Consider the following 19828-nt stretch of genomic DNA (forward strand, 5'->3'; position numbering starts at 1 on the left):
AACATTATAAAAATCAATTGAATTATTGTTTTGGATAAAGATGAAAACTATAGAAGTCGACGAGGAACTTTACCGCTATATTGCCAGCCACACGCAGCATATAGGTGAAAGTGCGTCCGATATTTTACGGCGTATGTTGAAGTTTACCGCTGGTCAGCCGTCGGTGCGCGTTGCTCCCGCTGCTGCGGGTGCCAAGGCGCTGGAGCCTGCCGCTGTGGGGCAACCTCCGCGCGATCGCGTACGTGCCGTGCGTGAACTGTTGCTGTCCGATGAATACGCCGAACAGAGCAAAGCTGTAAATCGTTTTATGCTGGTACTTTCCACACTGTATACGCTTGATGCAGAGGGCTTTACCGCAGCGACCGATGCATTGCATGGCCGTACCCGTACTTATTTTGCCGGCGATCAGCAAACCCTGCTGGCGAATGGAACGCATACTAAACCGAAACACGTTCCGGGCACGCCTTACTGGGTAATTACCAATACCAATACCGGCCGCAAGCGCAGCATGATCGAAAATATCATGCAGGCGATGCAGTTCCCGGCGGAACTGATCGAGAAAGTTTGCGGTACTGTCTAATTTAGCAAACAGCCCGTAACGGTGGCCGTCAGCGACACATTGCCCGGCTGCAGTTCGGGCATTAGGGAGAGAGTCGATGGCGAATGACCCACGTGCCGGGCAACCTGCTCAGCAAAGTGATTTGATCAACGTAGCCCAGCTAACATCACAATACTACGTGCTGCAGCCGGAAGCAGGCAATGCAGCTCATGCGGTAAAATTCGGCACCTCAGGCCATCGCGGCAGTGCGATGCGCCAAAGCTTCAATGAAGCCCATATTCTGGCCATCGCTCAGGCGATTGCTGAAGTGCGCCGCCAGCAGGGCACCACTGGCCCATGCTATGTTGGTAAAGATACCCATGCCTTGTCTGAGCCTGCGTTCATCTCTGTGCTGGAAGTGCTGACGGCCAACGGTGTAGATGTAGTAGTTCAAGAGAACAACGGTTTTACCCCAACGCCAGCGGTGTCACACGCAATCCTGTGTTACAACCGCAAGGGCGGTGCACATGCCGATGGCATCGTCATTACCCCTTCACACAACCCGCCAGAAGACGGCGGCATCAAATATAACCCGCCTAACGGCGGCCCGGCCGACACCAATCTGACGTCGGTGATTGAAAAGCGTGCCAACGAGCTGTTGGAGCTTAAGCTGCAGGGAGTGCAACGCCAGACGCTTGCGCAAGCCTGGAGTAGTGGTCATTTGCATGCGCAGGACCTGGTGCAGCCGTACGTTGAAGGTTTGGTTGAAGTGGTTGATATGCCTGCCATTCAGCGTGCTGGCCTGAAACTGGGGGTCGATCCGCTCGGGGGTTCCGGGATTGCTTACTGGCAGCGCATTGCTGAGCATTACAAGCTGGATCTGACGCTGGTGAATGATGCCATCGATCAGACCTTCCGTTTTATGCACCTCGATCACGACGGCATTATCCGTATGGACTGTTCGTCGGAGTCAGCCATGGCTGGCCTACTGGCGCTGCGCGATAAGTTTGATCTGGCGTTTGCCAACGATCCTGACTACGACCGCCACGGTATCGTCACGCCAAGAGGCCTGATGAACCCGAACCACTATCTGGCCGTTGCCATCAATTACCTGTTCCAGCATCGTCCACGCTGGGGTGCGGACGTTGCCGTGGGCAAAACGCTGGTTTCCAGCGCGATGATTGACCGCGTGGTGGCGGATCTGGGCCGTAAGCTGGTGGAAGTGCCGGTCGGCTTCAAATGGTTCGTTGATGGTCTGTTCGACGGCAGCTTCGGCTTTGGTGGTGAAGAAAGCGCTGGTGCATCGTTCCTGCGGTTCGACGGTACGCCGTGGTCCACCGATAAAGACGGGATTATCATGTGCTTGCTGGCGGCAGAAATTACCGCCGTAACCGGTGATAACCCGCAACACCACTATGATGGGTTGGCCGAGCGTTTTGGGGCACCAAGTTACAACCGCCTGCAGGCACCGGCCACTTCTGCACAGAAAGCGGCATTGTCCAAGTTGTCACCCGAGATGGTCAAAGCCAGCATGCTGGCTGGCGATCCGATCACTGCGCGTTTGACCGCGGCACCGGGTAACGGCGCTTCGATCGGCGGGCTGAAAGTGATGACTGACAACGGTTGGTTTGCTGCCCGCCCTTCAGGCACTGAAGAAGCTTATAAGATCTACTGCGAAAGCTTCCTCGGCGCTGCGCACCGCGAGAAGATCGAACATGAAGCGGTTGAGATCGTCAGTGCGGTATTAGCTTCAGCCAAATAATCTCTTGCCCTGATGCTGAAAGGCGCTGTTGTTACAGCGCTTTTTTCATGCATGTGGTTTCAGGGCATAAAGCGATAACCGACGCCGGTTTCAGTCAGCAAATGTCTGGGCCGCGCCGGATCGGCCTCCAGTTTCTGCCGCAGGTGGCCCATATAGATACGCAGATAATGGCTGTGCTCAACGTAATTAGGCCCCCAAACGTGGCTCAATAACTGGCGCTGGGTGATCACTTTGCCTGAGTTGGCCAGCAGTTCGGCCAATAAACGGAATTCGATGGGCGTCAGGTGCAGGTCTTCATCGTTGCGCAGCACGCGGCGGTTGATCAGATCGACGGTAATCTCAGAGAAAGTCACCAGCGGGCTCTCCTGCTGGCTGCTGGAGTGGCGGCGCAATGCCACTCGCACCCGGGCCAGCAGTTCACCAATCCCGAAAGGCTTGCTGAGATAATCATCGGCCCCGGCATCCAGCGCGGCGATCTTGTCTTCTTCCGCATGGCGGGCTGAAAGTACGATCACCGGAATAGCGCTCCATTGCCGCAGATCGCGGATATAGTTCAACCCGTCACCGTCTGGCAACCCCAAATCGAGGATAATCAGATCCGGTTTGCGCGTGCCGGCCTCGATCAGCCCCCGCTGCAAGGTCTCGCTTTCAAATACCCGCCACCCCTCACTTTCCAGCGCAGTACGCACGAAACGACGGATCTCTTTCTCATCTTCAACAATCAGAATATTAGTTGGCGTTGTGGTCACAGTGCCTCATCATCTATAAGTCAAAGCCTTCACCTTCCAGCTCGGGTGGGGTTTCCAGCGGTAGCACAAAGTGGAAACTGGCACCGCCATTCTCGCCGTTTTCCGCCCAAATACGGCCGCCGTGCACTTCAATAATGGCACGGCAAATTGCTAACCCCAAACCGACACCCGGAATAGCAGATTCTTTATTACCTCGGGAGAACTTATCAAAAATAAGCTGCTTCTGCTCTGGTAGGATGCCTGGGCCATTGTCCCACACTTCCACTTCCAGCCATTCTGGCAGAGTTCGGGCGCGAATACCGATAGTCGCATTCGCCCCCGCGTATTTATTGGCATTTTCCAATAGGTTAGTGAATACCCGCTCCAATAGGCTGCCATCGCAATTGATCAGCACCATGTCTGCTGGCAGCTCAACTTTGATTTCGTGCAGGGTCAGCAGCGGCTCCAGCATATGCAGCGATGCGCCGACGATCTCTTCTAACGACTGCCACTCTTTGCGCAGGTTAAAACCACCGGACTGAATACGCGCCATATCCAGCAGGTTATTCACCAGCCGGGTGGTGCTCAATACCTGCTGGCGGATTTGGCTGGCCTGTGATGCGTGGCTGGAACCTTCGGCGGCGAGATCCAGCGTCAGGATTTCTGCCTGGCCGAACAGCACGGTGAGTGGCGTACGCAAGTCGTGCGAGAGCGCGGCCAATAGTGAATTACGCAGTTGCTCGCGTTCGGCATCCAGCTTGGCCGCTTCGGCACTGCGCGCCAGATGCAGGCGTTCCAGTGCGCTGGCGATCAGCACGGCAAAGGTTTGCAGCAGGCGCTGTTGCTCCGGCACCATCAGTTGGCGCAGGTTGGTGGGTTCGATCGCCAGCAGGCCGAAGGTCTGCTTTGACGTCCTGAGCGGTATCAACTGGTAAGGCACGCCGGGCAGCGTATCGGTACCGGCACCCGCTGGCAGGCCTTTGTCGTAGCTCCAGCGGGCGATGGCCTCGTCTACCGACAGCGTGCCGCCTTCTTTTCCCACCATTTGTTTCAATGAGCCGTCCTCCTGCGGCAATAGCAGCAGGGTTTTTGCCTGGAAACTGCTGGAAAGGAAATGGCTGCTGGTTTTGGCGACATCTTCACTGTTCAGCGCCTGGCTGAGCCCGCGAGACATCTCATACAAATGTCGGGCCCGCTGTTCCCGATAGCGCGCTACCCGGGCCTGATAGCGCACTCCGGCGGTTAGATTACCGATGGTGATACCCACGCTCAGCATCACGGCAAACGTTAGCAGGTATTGCACATCGCTAACGGCGAGTGACCATCTTGGTTGCACAAAGAACAGATCGAAACTGGCGACGTTGATTATCGCCGCAAACACCGATGGCCAGCGGCCAAAGAACAGGGCGATGATGGCAACACCCAGCAGATAGACCATCACCAGGTTGGCTGAGTCAAAACGTGGCAAGAGACACTGGGAAAGCAGCGTAATGGTGGCACATAGCGCCACGGCGACTGCGCAGCCACGCAATTGGAAGCGCCATTTATCACTAAAGGTGCGGTTATCATGTTCTTTGCTTGACGGCAGTGGGGCATCGTTTTCCAAGGCGACGATCACCAGATCGAGATCGGGGCCGAGGTGCCCCAGGCGATCGGCAAAGCTGCTGCGTATTTTCCAGCGTTGCTCACTGCGGCGGCCAATAATGATCTTGCCCAGGTTATGTTCACGGGCATAGCGCAGCACGGCACGTTCCTCTGAGGGATCGGAGAGGGTGGCGGTTTCTGCCCCGAGTTCCTGCGCTAACCGTAACGCACGCAGAATCGCCCGACGTTGGTTTTCCGGTAAGCGGTGTAACTTGGGGGTTTCCACATACACCGCATGCCAGTGACAGCCGAGCCGGGCAGCCAGCCGTGCGGCGATGCGCACCAGCTTTTCGCTGCCACTGTTATGGCCGACGCACAGCAGGATGTTATCGCGGGTATGCCAGACTTTTTCCTGCCCTTGGCTGTCGCGAAAGGCACGCATCTGATCGTCAACGCGATCGGCCGTGCGGCGCAGTGCCAATTCGCGCAGGGCGATCAGGTTACCTTTACGGAAGAAGTGCTCAATGGCCCGTTCGGCCTGGCCAGGAATATAGACTTTGCCCTCTTTCAGGCGCTGGCGTAGATCGTCCGGTGGCAAGTCGACCAGCACCACTTCGGTGGCTTCATCAAAGACGTGATCGGGCACCGTTTCTCTGACGTGCACTCCGGTCACGCCGCCCACGATGTCGTTAAGGCTTTCCAGATGCTGCACGTTAACTGTGGTCAGCACATCAATACCGGCATCCAGCAACTCTTCCACATCCTGCCAACGTTTCGGGTGGCGTGAACCATGCGCATTACTGTGCGCAAGTTCATCCATCAGGATCAGGGCCGGATGGCGAGCCAGCGCTGCATCGAGATCGAACTCATGTATTAACCGGCCCCGGTGCTGGATACGCTTTTGCGGCAGTGTAGCCAGCCCCTCCAGCAACACGGCGGTTTCGCTGCGGCCGTGTGTTTCCACCACTCCAATCAGCACATCCAGCCCCTGGGCGCGTTGGCGCTGCGCTTCTTGCAGCATCGCATAGGTTTTACCTACCCCGGCGCAGGCCCCGAAAAAAACTTTCAGCTTACCGCGCGGTTTTTCATTGGCTAACGCTAATAGGCTGTCGGGATCGGGGCGTTGCTGTTCTTCATCCACCATCAGAGTTTCCTTGTATACCGACGCAAAGCGGGTTCGGCATGCCGAACCCTGACAGGAAGTTTTTACACGCCTGCGGTTATTTCAGCGCATCCAGTGCCAGATTCAGCTTCAGCACGTTAACCACCGATTCCCCCATAAAATTGGGGGTGGCGCGTTCGGTGGTTTCCTCAATCAACTTGGCGATCTGCGCTTCTGTTAATTGGCGGGCGCTGGCTACGCGAGTTAACTGATACCGCGCGGCGGCCACGGAGATCTGCGGATCCAGCCCGCTCCCGGAAGCGGTTAACAGATCGACCGGAATAGGGCCACTCATGGCCGGGTTCGCCTGACGCAGTTGTTTCACCCGCTCGGCAATGGCTTTATCCAGCGCCGGATTGGTCGTCGCCAGGTTGCTGCCACCGGATGCCATGGCATTATAGGCCGAATCGGCAGTCGCTGAAGGGCGGCCCCAGAAATACTCCGGTTTGGCGAAGTTCTGGCCGATCAAGGCTGAGCCGACCACTTTGTCACCTTGGTATAACAGCGAGCCGTTGGCAGTACTGCTGAACAACAGCTGTGACAGCCCGGTGGTCAGCAACGGGTAAGCGATGCCGGTGATCAGCGTCAGCAGGATCAGCATTACCAGTGAAGGGCGTAAGTAAGACATTATCATTTCCTCATTATCTTAACCGGCCATGTGCAGCGCGGTTAGCAGCAGATCGATCAGCTTAATGCCTACAAACGGCACCAGCAGGCCGCCCAAGCCATACAGCCACAGGTTGCGCCGCAGCAGTGCCGCTGCGTTCATCGCTTTATAACTCACCCCTTTCAGCGCCAGTGGGATCAGGAACACGATCACCAGCGCGTTGAAAATTACCGCCGACATAATGGCGGATGACGGTGAATGCAGGTTCATGATGTTCAGCGCATTCAGTTGTGGATAGGTGGCGGCAAATGCTGCCGGAATAATGGCAAAGTACTTTGCCACGTCGTTGGCGATACTGAAGGTGGTCAGCGAACCGCGCGTCATCAGCATCTGTTTGCCGATATGCACCACTTCGATCAGCTTGGTGGGGTTGGAGTCCAAATCCACCATATTACCTGCCTCTTTGGCCGCCTGGGTGCCGGAGTTCATGGCCACCGCCACGTCGGCCTGTGCCAGCGCTGGGGCATCGTTGGTGCCGTCACCGGTCATGGCAACCAGGCGTCCTTCGGCCTGATATTGACGGATCAGCGCCAGTTTGGCTTCAGGGGTGGCTTCTGACAGAAAATCGTCCACGCCTGCTTCGGCGGCAATGGCGGCGGCGGTCAGGCGGTTATCCCCGGTGATCATCACCGTTTTGATGCCCATCTTGCGCATTTCAACAAAGCGTTCTTTGATCCCGCCTTTGACGATATCTTTCAGCGCCACAACGCCCAGCACGCGCGGCCCTTCGGCCACCACCAGCGGTGTGCCGCCGGTGCGTGCCACGCTTTCCACCAGATCGTCAACGGCGCGCGGGAAGTGGCCGTTATTCGATTCCACATGGCGGCGAATGGCGTCGACGGCACCTTTACGGATCATCCGATCCTGTACGTTGACACCGCTCATGCGGGTTTGCGCAGAGAAGGGCACGAAGGTGGCGTTCAGCGCCTGTAAATCGCGCTCACGCAGGTTGAAGCGCTGCTTCGCCAGCACCACAATGCTGCGGCCTTCCGGGGTTTCATCCGCCAGTGAAGAGAGCTGCGCGGCATCCGCCAACTCCTGCTCTTTAACGCCCGGCGCAGGCAGGAATTCGGAGGCCTGGCGGTTACCCAGCGTGATGGTGCCGGTTTTATCCAACAGCAACACATCGACGTCACCCGCCGCTTCTACCGCCCGGCCGCTGGTGGCGATCACGTTTGCCCCAAGCATGCGGCTCATCCCGGCCACGCCGATGGCGGACAGCAAGCCACCAATGGTGGTAGGGATCAGGCAAACCAGCAACGCCACCAGTACCGTGATGGAGACCACGGTGCCGCTACCTGCCGCTTCCACGCTGTATTGTGAGTAAGGGAACAGGGTGGCGGTTGCCAACACGAAGACGATGGTCAAGGCAATCAGCAGAATAGTCAGCGCCACCTCATTGGGGGTTTTACGGCGTTTAGCCCCCTCTACCATGGCGATCATACGATCGAGGAAGGTCTCACCCGGGTTCACGCTGCACTGTACCACCAGCCAGTCAGACAGCACGCGTGTCCCACCGGTGACCGAAGAGAAGTCGCCGCCGGATTCGCGGATCACCGGTGCGGATTCGCCGGTAATGGCGCTTTCATCCACCGAGGCCCCGCCCTCCAGCACTTCACCGTCGCATGGGATGGTGTCACCGGCTTCTACCAGCACAATATCCCCTTTACGCAGGCTTTCGGCAGACACCTTCTCGCTGGCAGAATCGCGTTTCGCGCTGGCAAGTTTCTTCGCCCAACTGGTTTTTTTAGTGCCTTTCAGGCTTTCGGCCTGATCTTTGCTGCGCCCTTCGGCCAAGGCTTCGGCAAAGTTGGCAAACAGCACGGTAAACCACAGCCACAGTGAGATACTGCCGGTGAAAGCCGCGCTCCCGTCGGTTTTCCCGGCCAGAATCGTCAACCAGATGGCGCTGGTCAGGATACTGCCGATGTACACCACGAACATTACCGGGTTGCGCCATTGCACACGCGGATCCAGCTTTTTCGCTGCATCAATCAGCGCGGTTCGCACCAATGCTGGCTCAAACAGCGCACGTTGTTTACGAGTCATCGTTTTATTCTCTCTATGACTGTGAGTTTGCCAACCAAAGCTGCAAATGCTCGGCTACCGGGCCCAGCGCCAGCGCTGGAACAAAGGTCAATGCACCGACCAGCAGGATGGTGCCGATCAGCAGGCCGATAAACAACGGCCCGTAAGTGGGCAACGTACCGTTACCCGCAGGTTGGCGTTTTTTGACGCACAGCGAACCGGCAATGGCCAACACCGGCAGGATCACCCCAAAACGGCCGACGAACATGGCGAAGGCCAGCAGCAGGTTATAGAACGGTGTATTGACGCTTAAGCCTGCAAAGGCGCTACCGTTGTTGTTGGCGGCAGAAGACAGGGCATACAGCACTTCGCTGAAACCATGTGCGCCAGGGTTGAGAATACCGGCACGGCCTGCGTCGGTAGCAATCGCCAGTGCGGTTCCCAGGAGTACCAGCGTCGGAGTGACCAGGATCGCCAGCGCGGTCATCTTCATGTCATAGACATCGATCTTCTTGCCCAGGTATTCCGGGGTGCGGCCAATCATTAATCCGGCAATAAACACCGTCAGCAGCACGAACAGCAGCATGCCATACAGGCCAGAACCGACACCGCCAAATACCACTTCACCGATCTGCATTAACCACATCGGCACCAAGCCGCCCAGCGGGGTGAAAGAGTCATGCATGGCGTTAACGGCACCGCAGGACGCTGCCGTGGTGACCACCGAGAACATGCTGGTGGCAAGAATACCGAAGCGTGACTCCTTACCTTCCATGTTGATGTCACTGGCGCTGCCGAGTGCACTCAGATGCGGATTACCTGCCAGTTCGGCGTTCATTACTACGATCACCGCCAGCACGAAGATCAGCGCCATTGCCCAAATCAGCGCATGGCCCTGGCGGTTTTCACCGGCCACCTGACCAAAGGCAAAGCACAGTGCGCAAGGGATCAGGAAGATCGCCAGCATCTGCACGAAGTTGGTCAACACCGTCGGGTTTTCGAACGGATGTGCGGAGTTGGCGCCGAAGAAACCACCGCCGTTGGTGCCGAGCATTTTGATCGCTTCTTGCGAAGCCACCGGCCCCATTGGCAGCGTTTGCTGCGCGCCTTCCAACGTGTGCAGATGCAGATAAGGCGAGAGGTTCTGTAGTGAGCCTTGGCTGACAAAAAATAGCGCGATGAGCAGCGCCAGCGGCAACAGCACGTACAGGGTAATGCGCAAGATATCGATCCAGGCGTTACCGATAGTGGTGCTGGAGCGGCGGGCAAAGGCGCGGATCAAGGCAAAGGCCACGGCAATGCCGGTAGCCGCAGACAGGAAGTTTTGCACCGTCAGCCCAGCCATCTGGCTGAGATAGCTGAGGGTGTTTTCACCGCTATAGGCTTGCCAGTTAGTATTGGTGACGAAACTGACGGCGGTATTGAGCGCCAGATCCCAAGACAGCCCGGCGAACCCTTGCGGGTTAAGCGGCAATGAGCCCTGAGCCATCAGCAACGCAAATAGCAGCACCAAACCCAGCAGGTTGAACCACAGAATAGCCAAGGCATATTGCCACCAGTTCATTTCTGCCGTGTCATTACCACAACAGCGCCAGACGGCATGTTCAACGTGACGCAGCACCGGCAGCGGTTCACCTTCGATCAGGCGTGCGATAAAGCCGCCCAGAGGGCGAGCTAACAATAGAAGCACCAGCATAAAGCTGGCGATCAGTAAGAAGGCTGAAGCTGCCATTAGAAATCCTCCGCATTAAACAGGGCATAAATCAGATAGCCCAACAGCAGCAGAACCAGCAGCGCACCACCAATAACGCTGAAACTCACGGGACACCTCCAGAGGTGTGGTTTTTGATAGCCTGAGTGTAGGGAGTAGGGTGGAAAGAAGATGAAAAAATAGCGCCGGGCGGTGTAAAAAAAGTATAAAAATGGCTGAAATTAAAGCAAAAAAGCAGAGGGTAATGCAGGTTACGATCGCCATCGTCCGCTTTGCGGTTGTTCTTTTCGAGGGGAAAACCCGTTATCGAGAGGTAACCATTAAGTAACCGGCTTTGAGTTTGTGATTAACCTTCATGTAACAAAATTACGCTGCAGCGTAATTTTTGCGATTTTTTTGAGCAAAATAGTGGTCGGATGAGTAGTAAAGTTACAAAAATTGCGCTAAAATTTTGTCCAACTTTCAAATTGTCTTATTTAACGTTATACGCCCGTACGGTTTCCTGATAGTTCCGCCGCAGGTGTTGCCAAGGAGGTTCGCATGTCTAACTATCACGCTTATCCATTACATCGGATCTTCCTGCGCCGCAGTGCTGTGCTTCTGGCGTTACTGGTGACTCTACCAGTGATGCTGTTCCGTACCGATCGCGCCCGTTTTTACAGCTATCTGCACCGCGTCTGGGCCAAAACCAGTGATAAACCGGTCTGGCTGCAGCAGGCAGAAGCCGCGTCTGGCGATTTTTATTGATTACTTTCGGCGTACCGCACTAAAAACCCTCGTCAATGTTGGCGGGGGTTTTTTGTTTATGCGTTATTGAGTCGTACTAACGCGCGAATTCCTCTACACTTTTTGCATCATCCACCATTCTGGGGCGTAAAAATATGAGTGATAAAATTCCAGTAGGGATCAGCGCTTGCCTATTAGGCGGCAGAGTACGTTTTGATGGTGGCCATAAACGGCTGGAGTTTGCCGTGGAACAACTGGCCCCTTATGTGCGCTTTGAACCCATCTGCCCAGAAATGGCGATTGGCTTACCCGCGCCACGGCCTGCTCTGCGGTTGATGAAAAAACAGCAAGAGACGGTGTTGTGCAACAGTAATGACAGCACGATAGATGTTACCGACAAGATGCAGCAGTTCTCCGAGCAGCGTGTCGCTACCCTACAGGATTTATGTGGCTATATCGTCTGCGCCAAGTCGCCCAGTTGCGGAATGGAACGGGTCAAGGTGTACGGTGAGAATGGCGAAGGCGCGCGTAAAAGCGGCGTTGGGCTGTTTACCGCCGAACTGATGCGCCAGATGCCGTGGCTGCCGGTAGAGGAAGATGGCCGCCTGAACGATCCGGTGCTGCGGGAGAACTTTGTCGAGCGGGTGTTTGCGCTCTATGAACTGAACATGCTGTGGCGTAAAGGCCTGACGCGCGGCGGGCTGATCGCTTTCCACAGCCGTTATAAACTTTTACTATTGGCGCACTCACAGCCCGAGTACCGCGAATTGGGGCGTTTTGTCGCAGGCATTGAAAAGTGGGCGTCGCTGGAGGCGTTTGCCGTGGAGTACCGCAGCCGCCTGATGGCGTTGCTCAAGCACAAAGCCACCCGCCGTAACCACACTAACGTGCTGATGCATGTGCAGGGGTATTTCCGCCGTCAGCTCAGTTCCGCCCAGCGTCAGGAACTGGCGCAACTCATCGATCGCTACCGTCAAGGGATGCAGCCCTTGCTGGCCCCTATCACCCTGTTAAAGCATTATATGGCTGAATATCCTGACAGTTATCTGGCGCAGCAGCGCTATTTTGAGCCATACCCAGAAGCGCTGCGTTTACGTTATGGCCATTAATCGACAAGGAATGTTATGACCACCCATGTGATCTGGTTGCGTAACGATTTGCGTATTACCGACAATAAAGCGCTGCATGCGGCCTGTAGCGATGCCGATGCCAAGGTAGTGGCGGTGTTCATTGCCACCCCAGGGCAGTGGCGCCAGCATGAGATGGCCCCGCGCCAGGCGGCCTTTATTCACGCCAACCTGTTACAGGTGCAACAGGCGCTGGCGGCACGCGGCATTGAACTGGTTTACCATCAGTGCAACGACTTTGCCGATTCGCTCACCTGGCTGGTGGATTTCTGCCAGCAGCGGCAGGTCACCGCACTGTTTTATAACCGCCAGTATGAAATCAATGAGCGCCAGCGTGATGCCCAGCTTGAGCAACAGCTGGCGGGCAAGGTGGTTTGCCACAGTTTTGACGACAGTCTGCTGTTGCCACCGGGCAGTGTGCTGACCGGCAATGGTGAGATGTTCAAGGTCTATACCCCGTTTCGCCGGGCATTTATCCAGCGGCTGATGGAGTCTGATGTCCGTTCATTGCCTGCTCCGCCCGCACGTGGTGACGTGCTGCCGTTGGCTGAACCCGAGAAGTTCAACTATCCCCAGGCGGAGGTAGGGGCCGCATACCCGGCGGGTGAAGAGGCGGCGCTGCAGCGGCTGCGCGCGTTTTGCCGCGAGCAGGTACAGGATTATGCCAAGCAACGCGATCTGCCTGCGATTGCCGGTACCAGTAGCCTTTCACCCTACCTGGCTATCGGCGTGTTGTCGCCGCGCCAGTGCTTCAACCGGCTGCGCGCCGAATGCCCAGAAGTGTTGGAGAACCCGGAGAGTGGCGCTTTCTGCTGGCTGAACGAACTGATCTGGCGCGAGTTTTATCGCCATCTGATGGTGGCACATCCTGCGTTATGCAAGCACCGTCCCTTTATTGAGTGGACCGATAGGGTAACCTGGAAAGCCGATGACAAGGCGCTATTAGCCTGGCAGCAGGGGCGGACCGGTTACCCGATTGTTGATGCCGCTATGCGTCAGCTCAATCAAACCGGCTGGATGCATAACCGCTTACGGATGATCAGCGCCAGCTTCTTGGTGAAGGATTTATTGATCGACTGGCGTGCCGGCGAGCGCTATTTCATGTCACAACTGCTGGATGGCGATCTGGCGGCCAATAACGGTGGCTGGCAGTGGGCCGCTTCAACCGGTACCGACGCCGCACCTTATTTCCGTATTTTCAATCCGACCACCCAGGGTGAACGTTTTGATCCGCAAGGCACTTTTATCCGTAAATGGTTGCCTGAACTGGCGGGTGTACCGGACAATGACATTCACCAACCTCATCGCTGGGCAGAAAAACAGCAACGCGCGCTGGATTATCCACAGCCGATTGTCGATCACAAGCAGGCCCGGCTGGATACGCTAGCGGCCTTCGAAGCGGCCAAGCGAGGGGGTAATTAAGGCAACAGCAAGGAGCTTCCTGATGATGAAAAAAATGCTGGCTTTGTGCCTGAGCGGCTATTCCGCCCTGGCGATGGCCGGCTTTGACGTAGTGGCGCTGGGCGTCGACGGCGGCGTCAGCGATGGCAATCTGACCTCTTACCTGATCCGTAGCGATAACCAAACGCGCTATCTGGCACTGGATGCCGGTTCGCTGCTGCCGGGGATCGCCAAGGGGCTGCAAAAGGGCAGCTTCCCGCAGGTGACGCCTGAACTGGCGGCCCCTTATACGCCGCAAGGGTACGTGTTCCGCCAACTGATCGACAGCTACTTTATCAGCCACGCGCACTTGGACCATGTCGCCGGGCTGATTATCGGCTCGCCGCAAGACAGCAAGAAAACCCTTTATGCGCAGGCGGATACCGTCCTGACGTTGCGTAACCACTATTTTAACTGGAAGGCCTGGCCCAACTTCACCGATGCGGGCAATGGCGCACGGCTGGGAACCTACCGCCTGCAAACGGTACGCCCGCAACAACGTTTTACCCTGGGGCTGACCGGTTTGAGCGGGGTGATGTATCCACTCAGCCACGATCGTTACCCTTCTTCAATGCTATTGGTTTCTGATCGTGAAGGCTCATTCGCCTATTTTGGCGATACCGGCCCGGACGCGCTCGAACAGTCACGCAATTTAGACAGCATCTGGCGCGTGCTGGGGCCGCTGATTGAGCAGAAGCAGCTGAAAGGCATGATTATTGAGGCTTCTTACCCTAACGGCGTGGAAGATAAATCGCTCTATGGCCATCTAACGCCCGCCTGGCTGCTGAAAGAGCTGAAAAACCTGCAGCAATACAGCGGGGGAGATGGCTCGCTGAAAGATCTGCCGGTGGTGATCGGTCATATCAAGCCCAGCCTGAAGCAGGGCGAGGATGTGCGTGCCACCATCAAACAGCAACTGGAGCAGGGCAACGAACTGGGGGTGAGGTTTATATTGATGGAGCAGGGCGATCGGCAACAATTTTGAATATACCCGTCGTCTTTCAAGTTGCAGGGGTGTTAGCTGCGTTACTCGGCCCATGCTGGGCCTCGTCCCTTCGGGACCGCTGCAAGCAGCGTTCAAATCTGTTTTCGCAGATTTGTCACTCACCCCAGCCACTTGACTTCTGTAAGCTCCTAGGGATGATGAGCCTCATGGCTGAGGCTCCCCCATATGGGCCAGCGCAAGCGCTGTTCAAATCGGTCTCTGACCGATTTGTCACTCAGTTGCCGCCTACCTGCATCTTGAAATCCATAGGGTATAAAAAGTGAGATAATGATGAACAACCTCGATCTGGAAAATCTGATCAACACCGAATTGAACTGTGCTGCTTTTCAGGACTATGCGCCAAACGGCCTGCAGGTGGAAGGGCGCGCGCAGGTGCAGCGCATTGTCACTGGGGTGACGGCGTGTCAGGCGCTGCTTGATGCCGCCGTGGAACACCAGGCCGATGCCATCGTGGTGCATCATGGCTATTTCTGGAAAAACGAAGCGCCGTCGGTGCGCGGCATGAAGCGTAACCGGCTGAAAACGCTGCTGAGCAACGATATCAACCTGTATGGCTATCACTTGCCGCTGGATGCGCATCCGGTGTTGGGCAATAACGCCCAACTGGCCCAGATGCTGGGGATCCGCGTGCAGGGTGAGGTTGAGTCTTTGCTGCCTTACGGTGAGCTTGAGCAACCGCTAAGTGGCAGCGAGCTGCAACAGCGTATCGAAAGCCGCCTGGGGCGAGCGGTGCTGCATTGTGGTGATAATGCGCCTGAGCATATTCGCAACGTGGCCTGGTGCACCGGTGGTGGCCAGAGCTTTATCGACAGCGCCGCACGATTCGGCGTTGATGCCTTTATCAGCGGTGAGGTTTCTGAACAAACCATCCATACGGCACGGGAAATGGGTGTGCACTTCTTTGCCGCTGGCCACCATGCTACCGAACGCGGCGGTATCAAGGCGCTTGGTGAGTGGCTGGCGCAGCATCATGGCTTTGACGTGACCTTTATCGATATCCCGAATCCTGCCTGATTTCCTTCCTCGGGTTCGCTTGACCGAACCCGAAAAATAACCCTAATCCCTTATTTTAACAAGGGTTGTTCTATTGACAGCCGGGCTGCCGTCACGCATAACTGATACGTTTTGTAATCAGTTAAGGAGAGCAGGGTGCAGCGAGCACGATATTATCTGTTAGGGGAAAGAGCAGTAGTGCTTGAATTGGCGCCCCCGGTAACATTGCAAAGTCAGCAACGTATTTGGGCATTGGCGGAAAAATTAAACCACCATGCTGACGTGCGTGAAGTGGTGCCGGGTATGAATAACCTGACACTGCTGCTGTATACGCCGCAGGCCGATGCAGAAGCCATGCTGGCGCTGCTGCAACAGGGTTGGGAAGGTAACGAGAGCCTGGTGCCGGAATCCCGCGATGTGGATATACCGGTGATCTACGGCGGGGTGGATGGCCCCGATCTGCACGAAGTGGCACAGTACACCGGGATGACGCCGCAGCAGGTGGTGGAATGCCATTCCTCTGTGGCCTATGTGGTGTATTTTCTCGGTTTCCAGCCTGGGTTCACCTATTTGGGGGGCATGCCGGAACGTTTGGCGATGCCGCGTCGTGCAGAGCCACGCTTGTCGGTTGCCGCCGGTTCGGTGGGGATTGGTGGCGGCCAGACGGGAATTTATCCGCTCGTCACACCCGGCGGCTGGCAACTGATTGGCCGCACGCCGCTGGCCCTGTTTAATCCCAATGAAATGCCACCGACGCTATTGCGCCCTGGCGACAACGTGCGCTTTGTGCCGCAGAAGGAGGGGGTATGTTGAAGATTCTGCGTGCGGGTATTTACACCACGGTTCAGGACCTGGGGCGCAACGGCTTTCGCCGCTTGGGGATTAGCCAGGGCGGTGCGTTGGATGTCCCCGCGCTGAAAATTGCCAATCTGCTGGTGGGCAACACGCCAGATGCCGCTGGATTGGAGATCACGCTCGGGCAGTTCAGCGCCGAGTTTAGCCAACATGGCTGGATCGCCCTGACCGGTGCCGGTTGTGATGCACAGCTAGATGGGAAACCTCTGTGGACCGGGTGGCGTTATCCGGTCAAAAAAGGCCAAAAGCTGACGCTGAAAATGCCGAAACACGGCATGCGCAGTTACCTGGCGCTGTCGGGTGGGATTGCGGTGCCCGAAATGCTGGGGTCGCGCAGTACCGATCTGAAAGCAGGCTTCGGTGGGTTTGATGGGCGGCCACTGAAAGAGGGTGACGTTTTACCTTTGGGGAGCAGCCGCAAATTACCGATCAACAGCCTGGGCGTGAAGCAACTGCTGTTCAACAACCGGATCCGCGCGTTACCAGGGCCTGAGTACGGCGAGTTCAGCAAAGAGGCACAGGATGCCTTTTGGCGCAAGGCTTGGCAGCTTAGCCCGCAGAGTAACCGGATGGGATATCGTCTGCATGGCAACATCGCCCTGACAAGAACGACCGAGCGTGAAATGCTCTCCCATGGGTTATTGCCGGGAGTGATTCAGGTGCCACATAACGGCCTGCCGATCGTGCTGATGGCCGATGCGCAGACCACTGGCGGTTACCCGCGTATTGCCTGCGTGATCGAGGCCGATCTCTACCATCTGGCGCAGATTCGCCTCGGCGAAGTTATCCACTTTATCCCTTGTACGTTGGCTGAGGCGCAGCGTGCCAAGGCTGAGCAGGATCACTTTATTCAACAGATAGCCTGGGGGTTAAATGATCGTTGATTTAAACGCCGATCTCGGCGAAGGCTGTGCCAATGATGAGGCGTTGCTGCAACTGGTCAGCTCCGCCAATATCGCCTGTGGTTTCCATGCCGGTGATGCGCAAACCATGCGTCAATCGGTGCGTTGGGCGCTGCAATACGGGGTGGCTATCGGTGCACACCCAAGTTTCCCCGATCGGGAAAACTTTGGCCGGACCCGCATGCAGTTGCCTGCGGAAACGGTTTACGCACAGGTGGTTTATCAACTCGGTGCGCTGGCGGCGATCGCACGTGCCGAAGGCGGTGTGATGGTGCACGTGAAGCCCCATGGCATGCTGTATAACCAGGCTGCGGTGGAGCCCGAACTGGCTGATGCCATTGCTCGCGCCGTACTGGCGGTGGATCCAGCATTGCGTTTGGTTGGCTTGGCGGGCAGCGAGCTGATTCGTGCCGGGCAAAAACTGGGGCTGGCGACAAGGCAGGAAGTGTTTGCCGATCGCGGCTATCAGGCCGACGGTACCTTGGTACCGCGTGGTCAACAAGGCGCGCTGATCGCCAGTGATGAGCTGGCTCTGGAGCAAACGCTGGAGATGGTGCGCCATCACCGAGTACGTACGGTGACAGGAGCCTGGGCCGCCGTTCAGGCCGAAACGGTTTGCCTGCATGGTGATGGTGAACATGCGTTAGCGTATGCCCGTAAACTGCGTGAGAGCTTTGCCGAACAGCAGATCCGCGTCAGTGCGGGTTAGTGTGCCGTGGTAAAGGCCGTATTGAGATAAAAACAAGAAACACAGCAAACACAATCTATATCCACGTTACGCGCGTTGTTTGTAGGCGACAGGGCACAGCCAACACTCAAGCAGCTTGAAGTGTGAAGGATATATAAGGGATGAAAACTATGGAACAGACAGTAAACCTCTGGCCACTGATTGGTATTGCCGCCATCGTGGTTGGCTTCATTTTACGCTTTAACCCGGTGCTGGTAGTGATCGTCGCCGGGATTATCACCGGGCTGGCGGCACTGATGCCGCTAGACGTGATTCTGGAAAAACTGGGTGAGGGCTTTATCAACACCCGCAATCTGCCGCTGATCCTGCTGTTGCCGCTGGCGGTTATCGGCCTGTTGGAGCGCCACGGGTTGAAAGAACGTGCGCAAGCGTGGATCGCCAAAATCAAAAGTGCTACTGCCGGGCGCTTGCTGATCGTCTATCTGTTCGTGCGTGAAGCCACTGCAGCGATGGGGTTGACTAGCCTAGGCGGCCATCCGCAGATGGTGCGCCCGCTGCTGGCACCGATGGCCGAAGGGGCCACGGAGAGCCGCTACGGCGAACTGCCTGAACGCGTACGCCATCGGCTGCGTGCAATGTCTGCGGCAACGGATAACGTCGGTTTGTTCTTTGGTGAGGATATCTTCGTTGCTTTTGGGGCGATTATCTTCATGCATAACTTTATGTTGGAGTCTGGTGGTATCCAGACTGAGCCGCTGCATATTGCGCTGTGGGGGATCCCGACGGCGATCTTTGCCTTCCTGATCCACGCCTTCCGCCTGTATCGCATGGATAAGCAACTTACCGCAGAACTGAGCAAACTCAATCAGGCGGCGCTGCAGGCGAAAGGAGCTGGCAAATGAATTTCCAACAACAATATCTCTACTGGCTGGCCGGTGTCGTCTTACTGATCGTCGCAGTGATGTCGTTCCGCGATCGCGCCAACCCACGTCGTGTGACTACCGGCCTGTTCTGGATGTTGTACGGCCTGATCTTCCTGGTGGGTGACTGGACCTACGGATTGTTCGGCAGCGGTGCTGATGCTAAACGCCAGTTGCACATTGTGGTAGGTGTGCTGGTGGTGGTGATGGCATTGATCGCCGGTTTTGGCGGTGTTCGCTTGGGCCGTTACCATCAGCGTAGCCCGCAGGAGCGCGAAGCCAGCGCTGAAAGGTTGGGTAATCGCCTGTTTGTCCCCGCGCTTGCCATTCCGGTGGTGACGGTGATCGGCGTGCTGCTGTTCAACAATATTCCGGCATTGCAAAGCGCGGTGTTTGGCAGTGGTAACCACGCCACGCTGATTACGTTATTCTCAATGATGGTCGGCTGCGTGTTGGGCTTGCTCATTGCCGTGAAGATGACCCATGAAAAAGCCCTACAGCCGGTTCACGAAGCGCGTCGCCTGCTGGATTCAATCGGCTGGGCGTTTATTTTGCCGCAGATTCTGGCTACGTTGGGGTTGTTGTTCACCACTGCCGGTGTCGGAACGGCGATTTCTCATCTGACGCAGGAGTATCTGGCGGTAGATAACCGTTTCATCGCCGTGGCGGTGTACGCTATTGGTATGGCAGTGCTGACCATGGTGATGGGCAACGCGTTTGCCGCGTTCCCGATCGTCACTGCCGGTATTGGTATCCCGATCCTGGTGCTGCAGCACGGCGGTAACCCGGCGGTGATGGCGGCAATCGGCATGTTTTCTGGCTACTGCGGTACGCTAATGACGCCAATGGCGGCTAACTTCAACATTGTGCCTGCGGCATTACTGGAGTTGCCAGACAAGAACGCGGTGATCAAGGCTCAGATCCCAACCGGGGTAACCTTGCTGTTGGTGAACGTTTTCCTGCTTTATTTCCTGATGTTCCTGTAGGAGCG

Annotated in this window: 18 protein-coding genes; 12 read left to right on the forward strand and 6 right to left on the reverse strand. The window is 56.5% G+C overall.

Annotation, left to right across the window (positions count from 1 at the left end; translation table 11 throughout):
• Positions 1-40: 40 nt before the first annotated feature.
• On the forward strand, positions 41-580 hold the full coding sequence (gene seqA, locus BMI79_RS04580) for a replication initiation negative regulator SeqA (protein ID WP_076940842.1): 540 nt from the start codon (positions 41-43) through the stop codon (positions 578-580).
• A gap of 76 nt (positions 581-656) precedes the next feature.
• Positions 657-2300 (forward strand): phosphoglucomutase (alpha-D-glucose-1,6-bisphosphate-dependent), encoded by a 1644-nt coding sequence (pgm, locus tag BMI79_RS04585; RefSeq protein ID WP_076940844.1) that lies wholly within the window; start codon positions 657-659, stop codon positions 2298-2300.
• A 59-nt stretch (positions 2301-2359) separates the two neighbouring features.
• Here pgm and kdpE read toward each other — a convergent pair whose 3' ends face one another.
• The 6 genes from kdpE to BMI79_RS23480 form a co-directional block, all read right to left on the reverse strand.
• The gene (gene kdpE / locus BMI79_RS04590) at positions 2360-3049 is read right to left on the reverse strand and encodes a two-component system response regulator KdpE (RefSeq protein WP_076940845.1); all 690 of its coding nucleotides are present in this window, start codon (positions 3047-3049) and stop codon (positions 2360-2362) included.
• A 13-nt stretch (positions 3050-3062) separates the two neighbouring features.
• Positions 3063-5756, reverse strand: coding sequence for a two-component system sensor histidine kinase KdpD (gene kdpD, locus BMI79_RS04595; RefSeq protein ID WP_076940847.1), 2694 nt, complete (start codon positions 5754-5756; stop codon positions 3063-3065).
• A gap of 76 nt (positions 5757-5832) precedes the next feature.
• Entirely contained in the window at positions 5833-6402 is a 570-nt protein-coding gene (gene kdpC / locus BMI79_RS04600; RefSeq protein WP_076940848.1) for a potassium-transporting ATPase subunit KdpC, read from the reverse strand.
• Positions 6403-6420: 18 nt separating this feature from the next.
• Positions 6421-8490: a potassium-transporting ATPase subunit KdpB gene (kdpB, locus tag BMI79_RS04605; protein ID WP_076940850.1), complete on the reverse strand. Its 2070-nt coding sequence runs from the start codon at positions 8488-8490 to the stop codon at positions 6421-6423.
• Positions 8491-8503: 13 nt separating this feature from the next.
• Positions 8504-10201 (reverse strand): potassium-transporting ATPase subunit KdpA, encoded by a 1698-nt coding sequence (gene kdpA, locus BMI79_RS04610; RefSeq protein WP_076940852.1) that lies wholly within the window; start codon positions 10199-10201, stop codon positions 8504-8506.
• Complete coding sequence (locus BMI79_RS23480; protein ID WP_037398280.1) at positions 10201-10290, reverse strand: K(+)-transporting ATPase subunit F; 90 nt, start codon at positions 10288-10290, stop codon at positions 10201-10203. The genes kdpA and BMI79_RS23480 overlap by 1 nt, the downstream gene beginning before the upstream one ends.
• A 430-nt stretch (positions 10291-10720) precedes the next feature.
• Here BMI79_RS23480 and BMI79_RS04620 point away from each other — a divergent pair, with 430 nt between their 5' ends.
• From BMI79_RS04620 to BMI79_RS04665, 10 genes are all read left to right on the forward strand, one after another.
• A complete protein-coding gene (locus BMI79_RS04620; protein ID WP_076940854.1) occupies positions 10721-10927 on the forward strand; it encodes a DUF2517 family protein in 207 nt (68 codons plus the stop codon).
• Positions 10928-11061: 134 nt separating this feature from the next.
• A complete protein-coding gene (locus BMI79_RS04625; RefSeq protein ID WP_076940856.1) occupies positions 11062-12015 on the forward strand; it encodes a YbgA family protein in 954 nt (317 codons plus the stop codon).
• Between the two features lie 15 nt (positions 12016-12030).
• Positions 12031-13455 (forward strand): deoxyribodipyrimidine photo-lyase, encoded by a 1425-nt coding sequence (gene phrB / locus BMI79_RS04630; protein ID WP_076940858.1) that lies wholly within the window; start codon positions 12031-12033, stop codon positions 13453-13455.
• 22 nt (positions 13456-13477) lie between these two features.
• Positions 13478-14458 carry an MBL fold metallo-hydrolase gene (locus BMI79_RS04635; RefSeq protein WP_076940859.1) on the forward strand — a complete coding sequence of 327 codons (981 nt, stop codon included), beginning with the start codon at positions 13478-13480 and terminating at the stop codon, positions 14456-14458.
• A 291-nt stretch (positions 14459-14749) separates the two neighbouring features.
• Entirely contained in the window at positions 14750-15493 is a 744-nt protein-coding gene (locus BMI79_RS04640; protein WP_076941233.1) for a type 2 GTP cyclohydrolase I, read from the forward strand.
• Between the two features lie 135 nt (positions 15494-15628).
• Positions 15629-16285 (forward strand): 5-oxoprolinase subunit PxpB, encoded by a 657-nt coding sequence (gene pxpB / locus BMI79_RS04645; RefSeq protein ID WP_076940860.1) that lies wholly within the window; start codon positions 15629-15631, stop codon positions 16283-16285.
• Positions 16279-17211 carry a 5-oxoprolinase subunit PxpC gene (gene pxpC / locus BMI79_RS04650; RefSeq protein ID WP_076940862.1) on the forward strand — a complete coding sequence of 311 codons (933 nt, stop codon included), beginning with the start codon at positions 16279-16281 and terminating at the stop codon, positions 17209-17211. The genes pxpB and pxpC overlap by 7 nt, the downstream gene beginning before the upstream one ends.
• Positions 17201-17938, forward strand: a complete 738-nt coding sequence (gene pxpA, locus BMI79_RS04655; protein WP_076940864.1) for a 5-oxoprolinase subunit PxpA — start codon at positions 17201-17203, stop codon at positions 17936-17938. Before pxpC ends, pxpA begins: the two co-directional genes overlap by 11 nt.
• Positions 17939-18087: 149 nt before the next feature.
• Positions 18088-18819 (forward strand): DUF969 domain-containing protein, encoded by a 732-nt coding sequence (locus BMI79_RS04660; protein WP_076941234.1) that lies wholly within the window; start codon positions 18088-18090, stop codon positions 18817-18819.
• Positions 18816-19823: a DUF979 domain-containing protein gene (locus BMI79_RS04665; RefSeq protein ID WP_076940865.1), complete on the forward strand. Its 1008-nt coding sequence runs from the start codon at positions 18816-18818 to the stop codon at positions 19821-19823. Before BMI79_RS04660 ends, BMI79_RS04665 begins: the two co-directional genes overlap by 4 nt.
• Positions 19824-19828: the final 5 nt, after the last annotated feature.

The organism is Serratia oryzae, assembly GCF_001976145.1.
In the GTDB taxonomy this organism is placed as follows: Bacteria; Pseudomonadota; Gammaproteobacteria; order Enterobacterales; family Enterobacteriaceae; genus Chania; species Chania oryzae.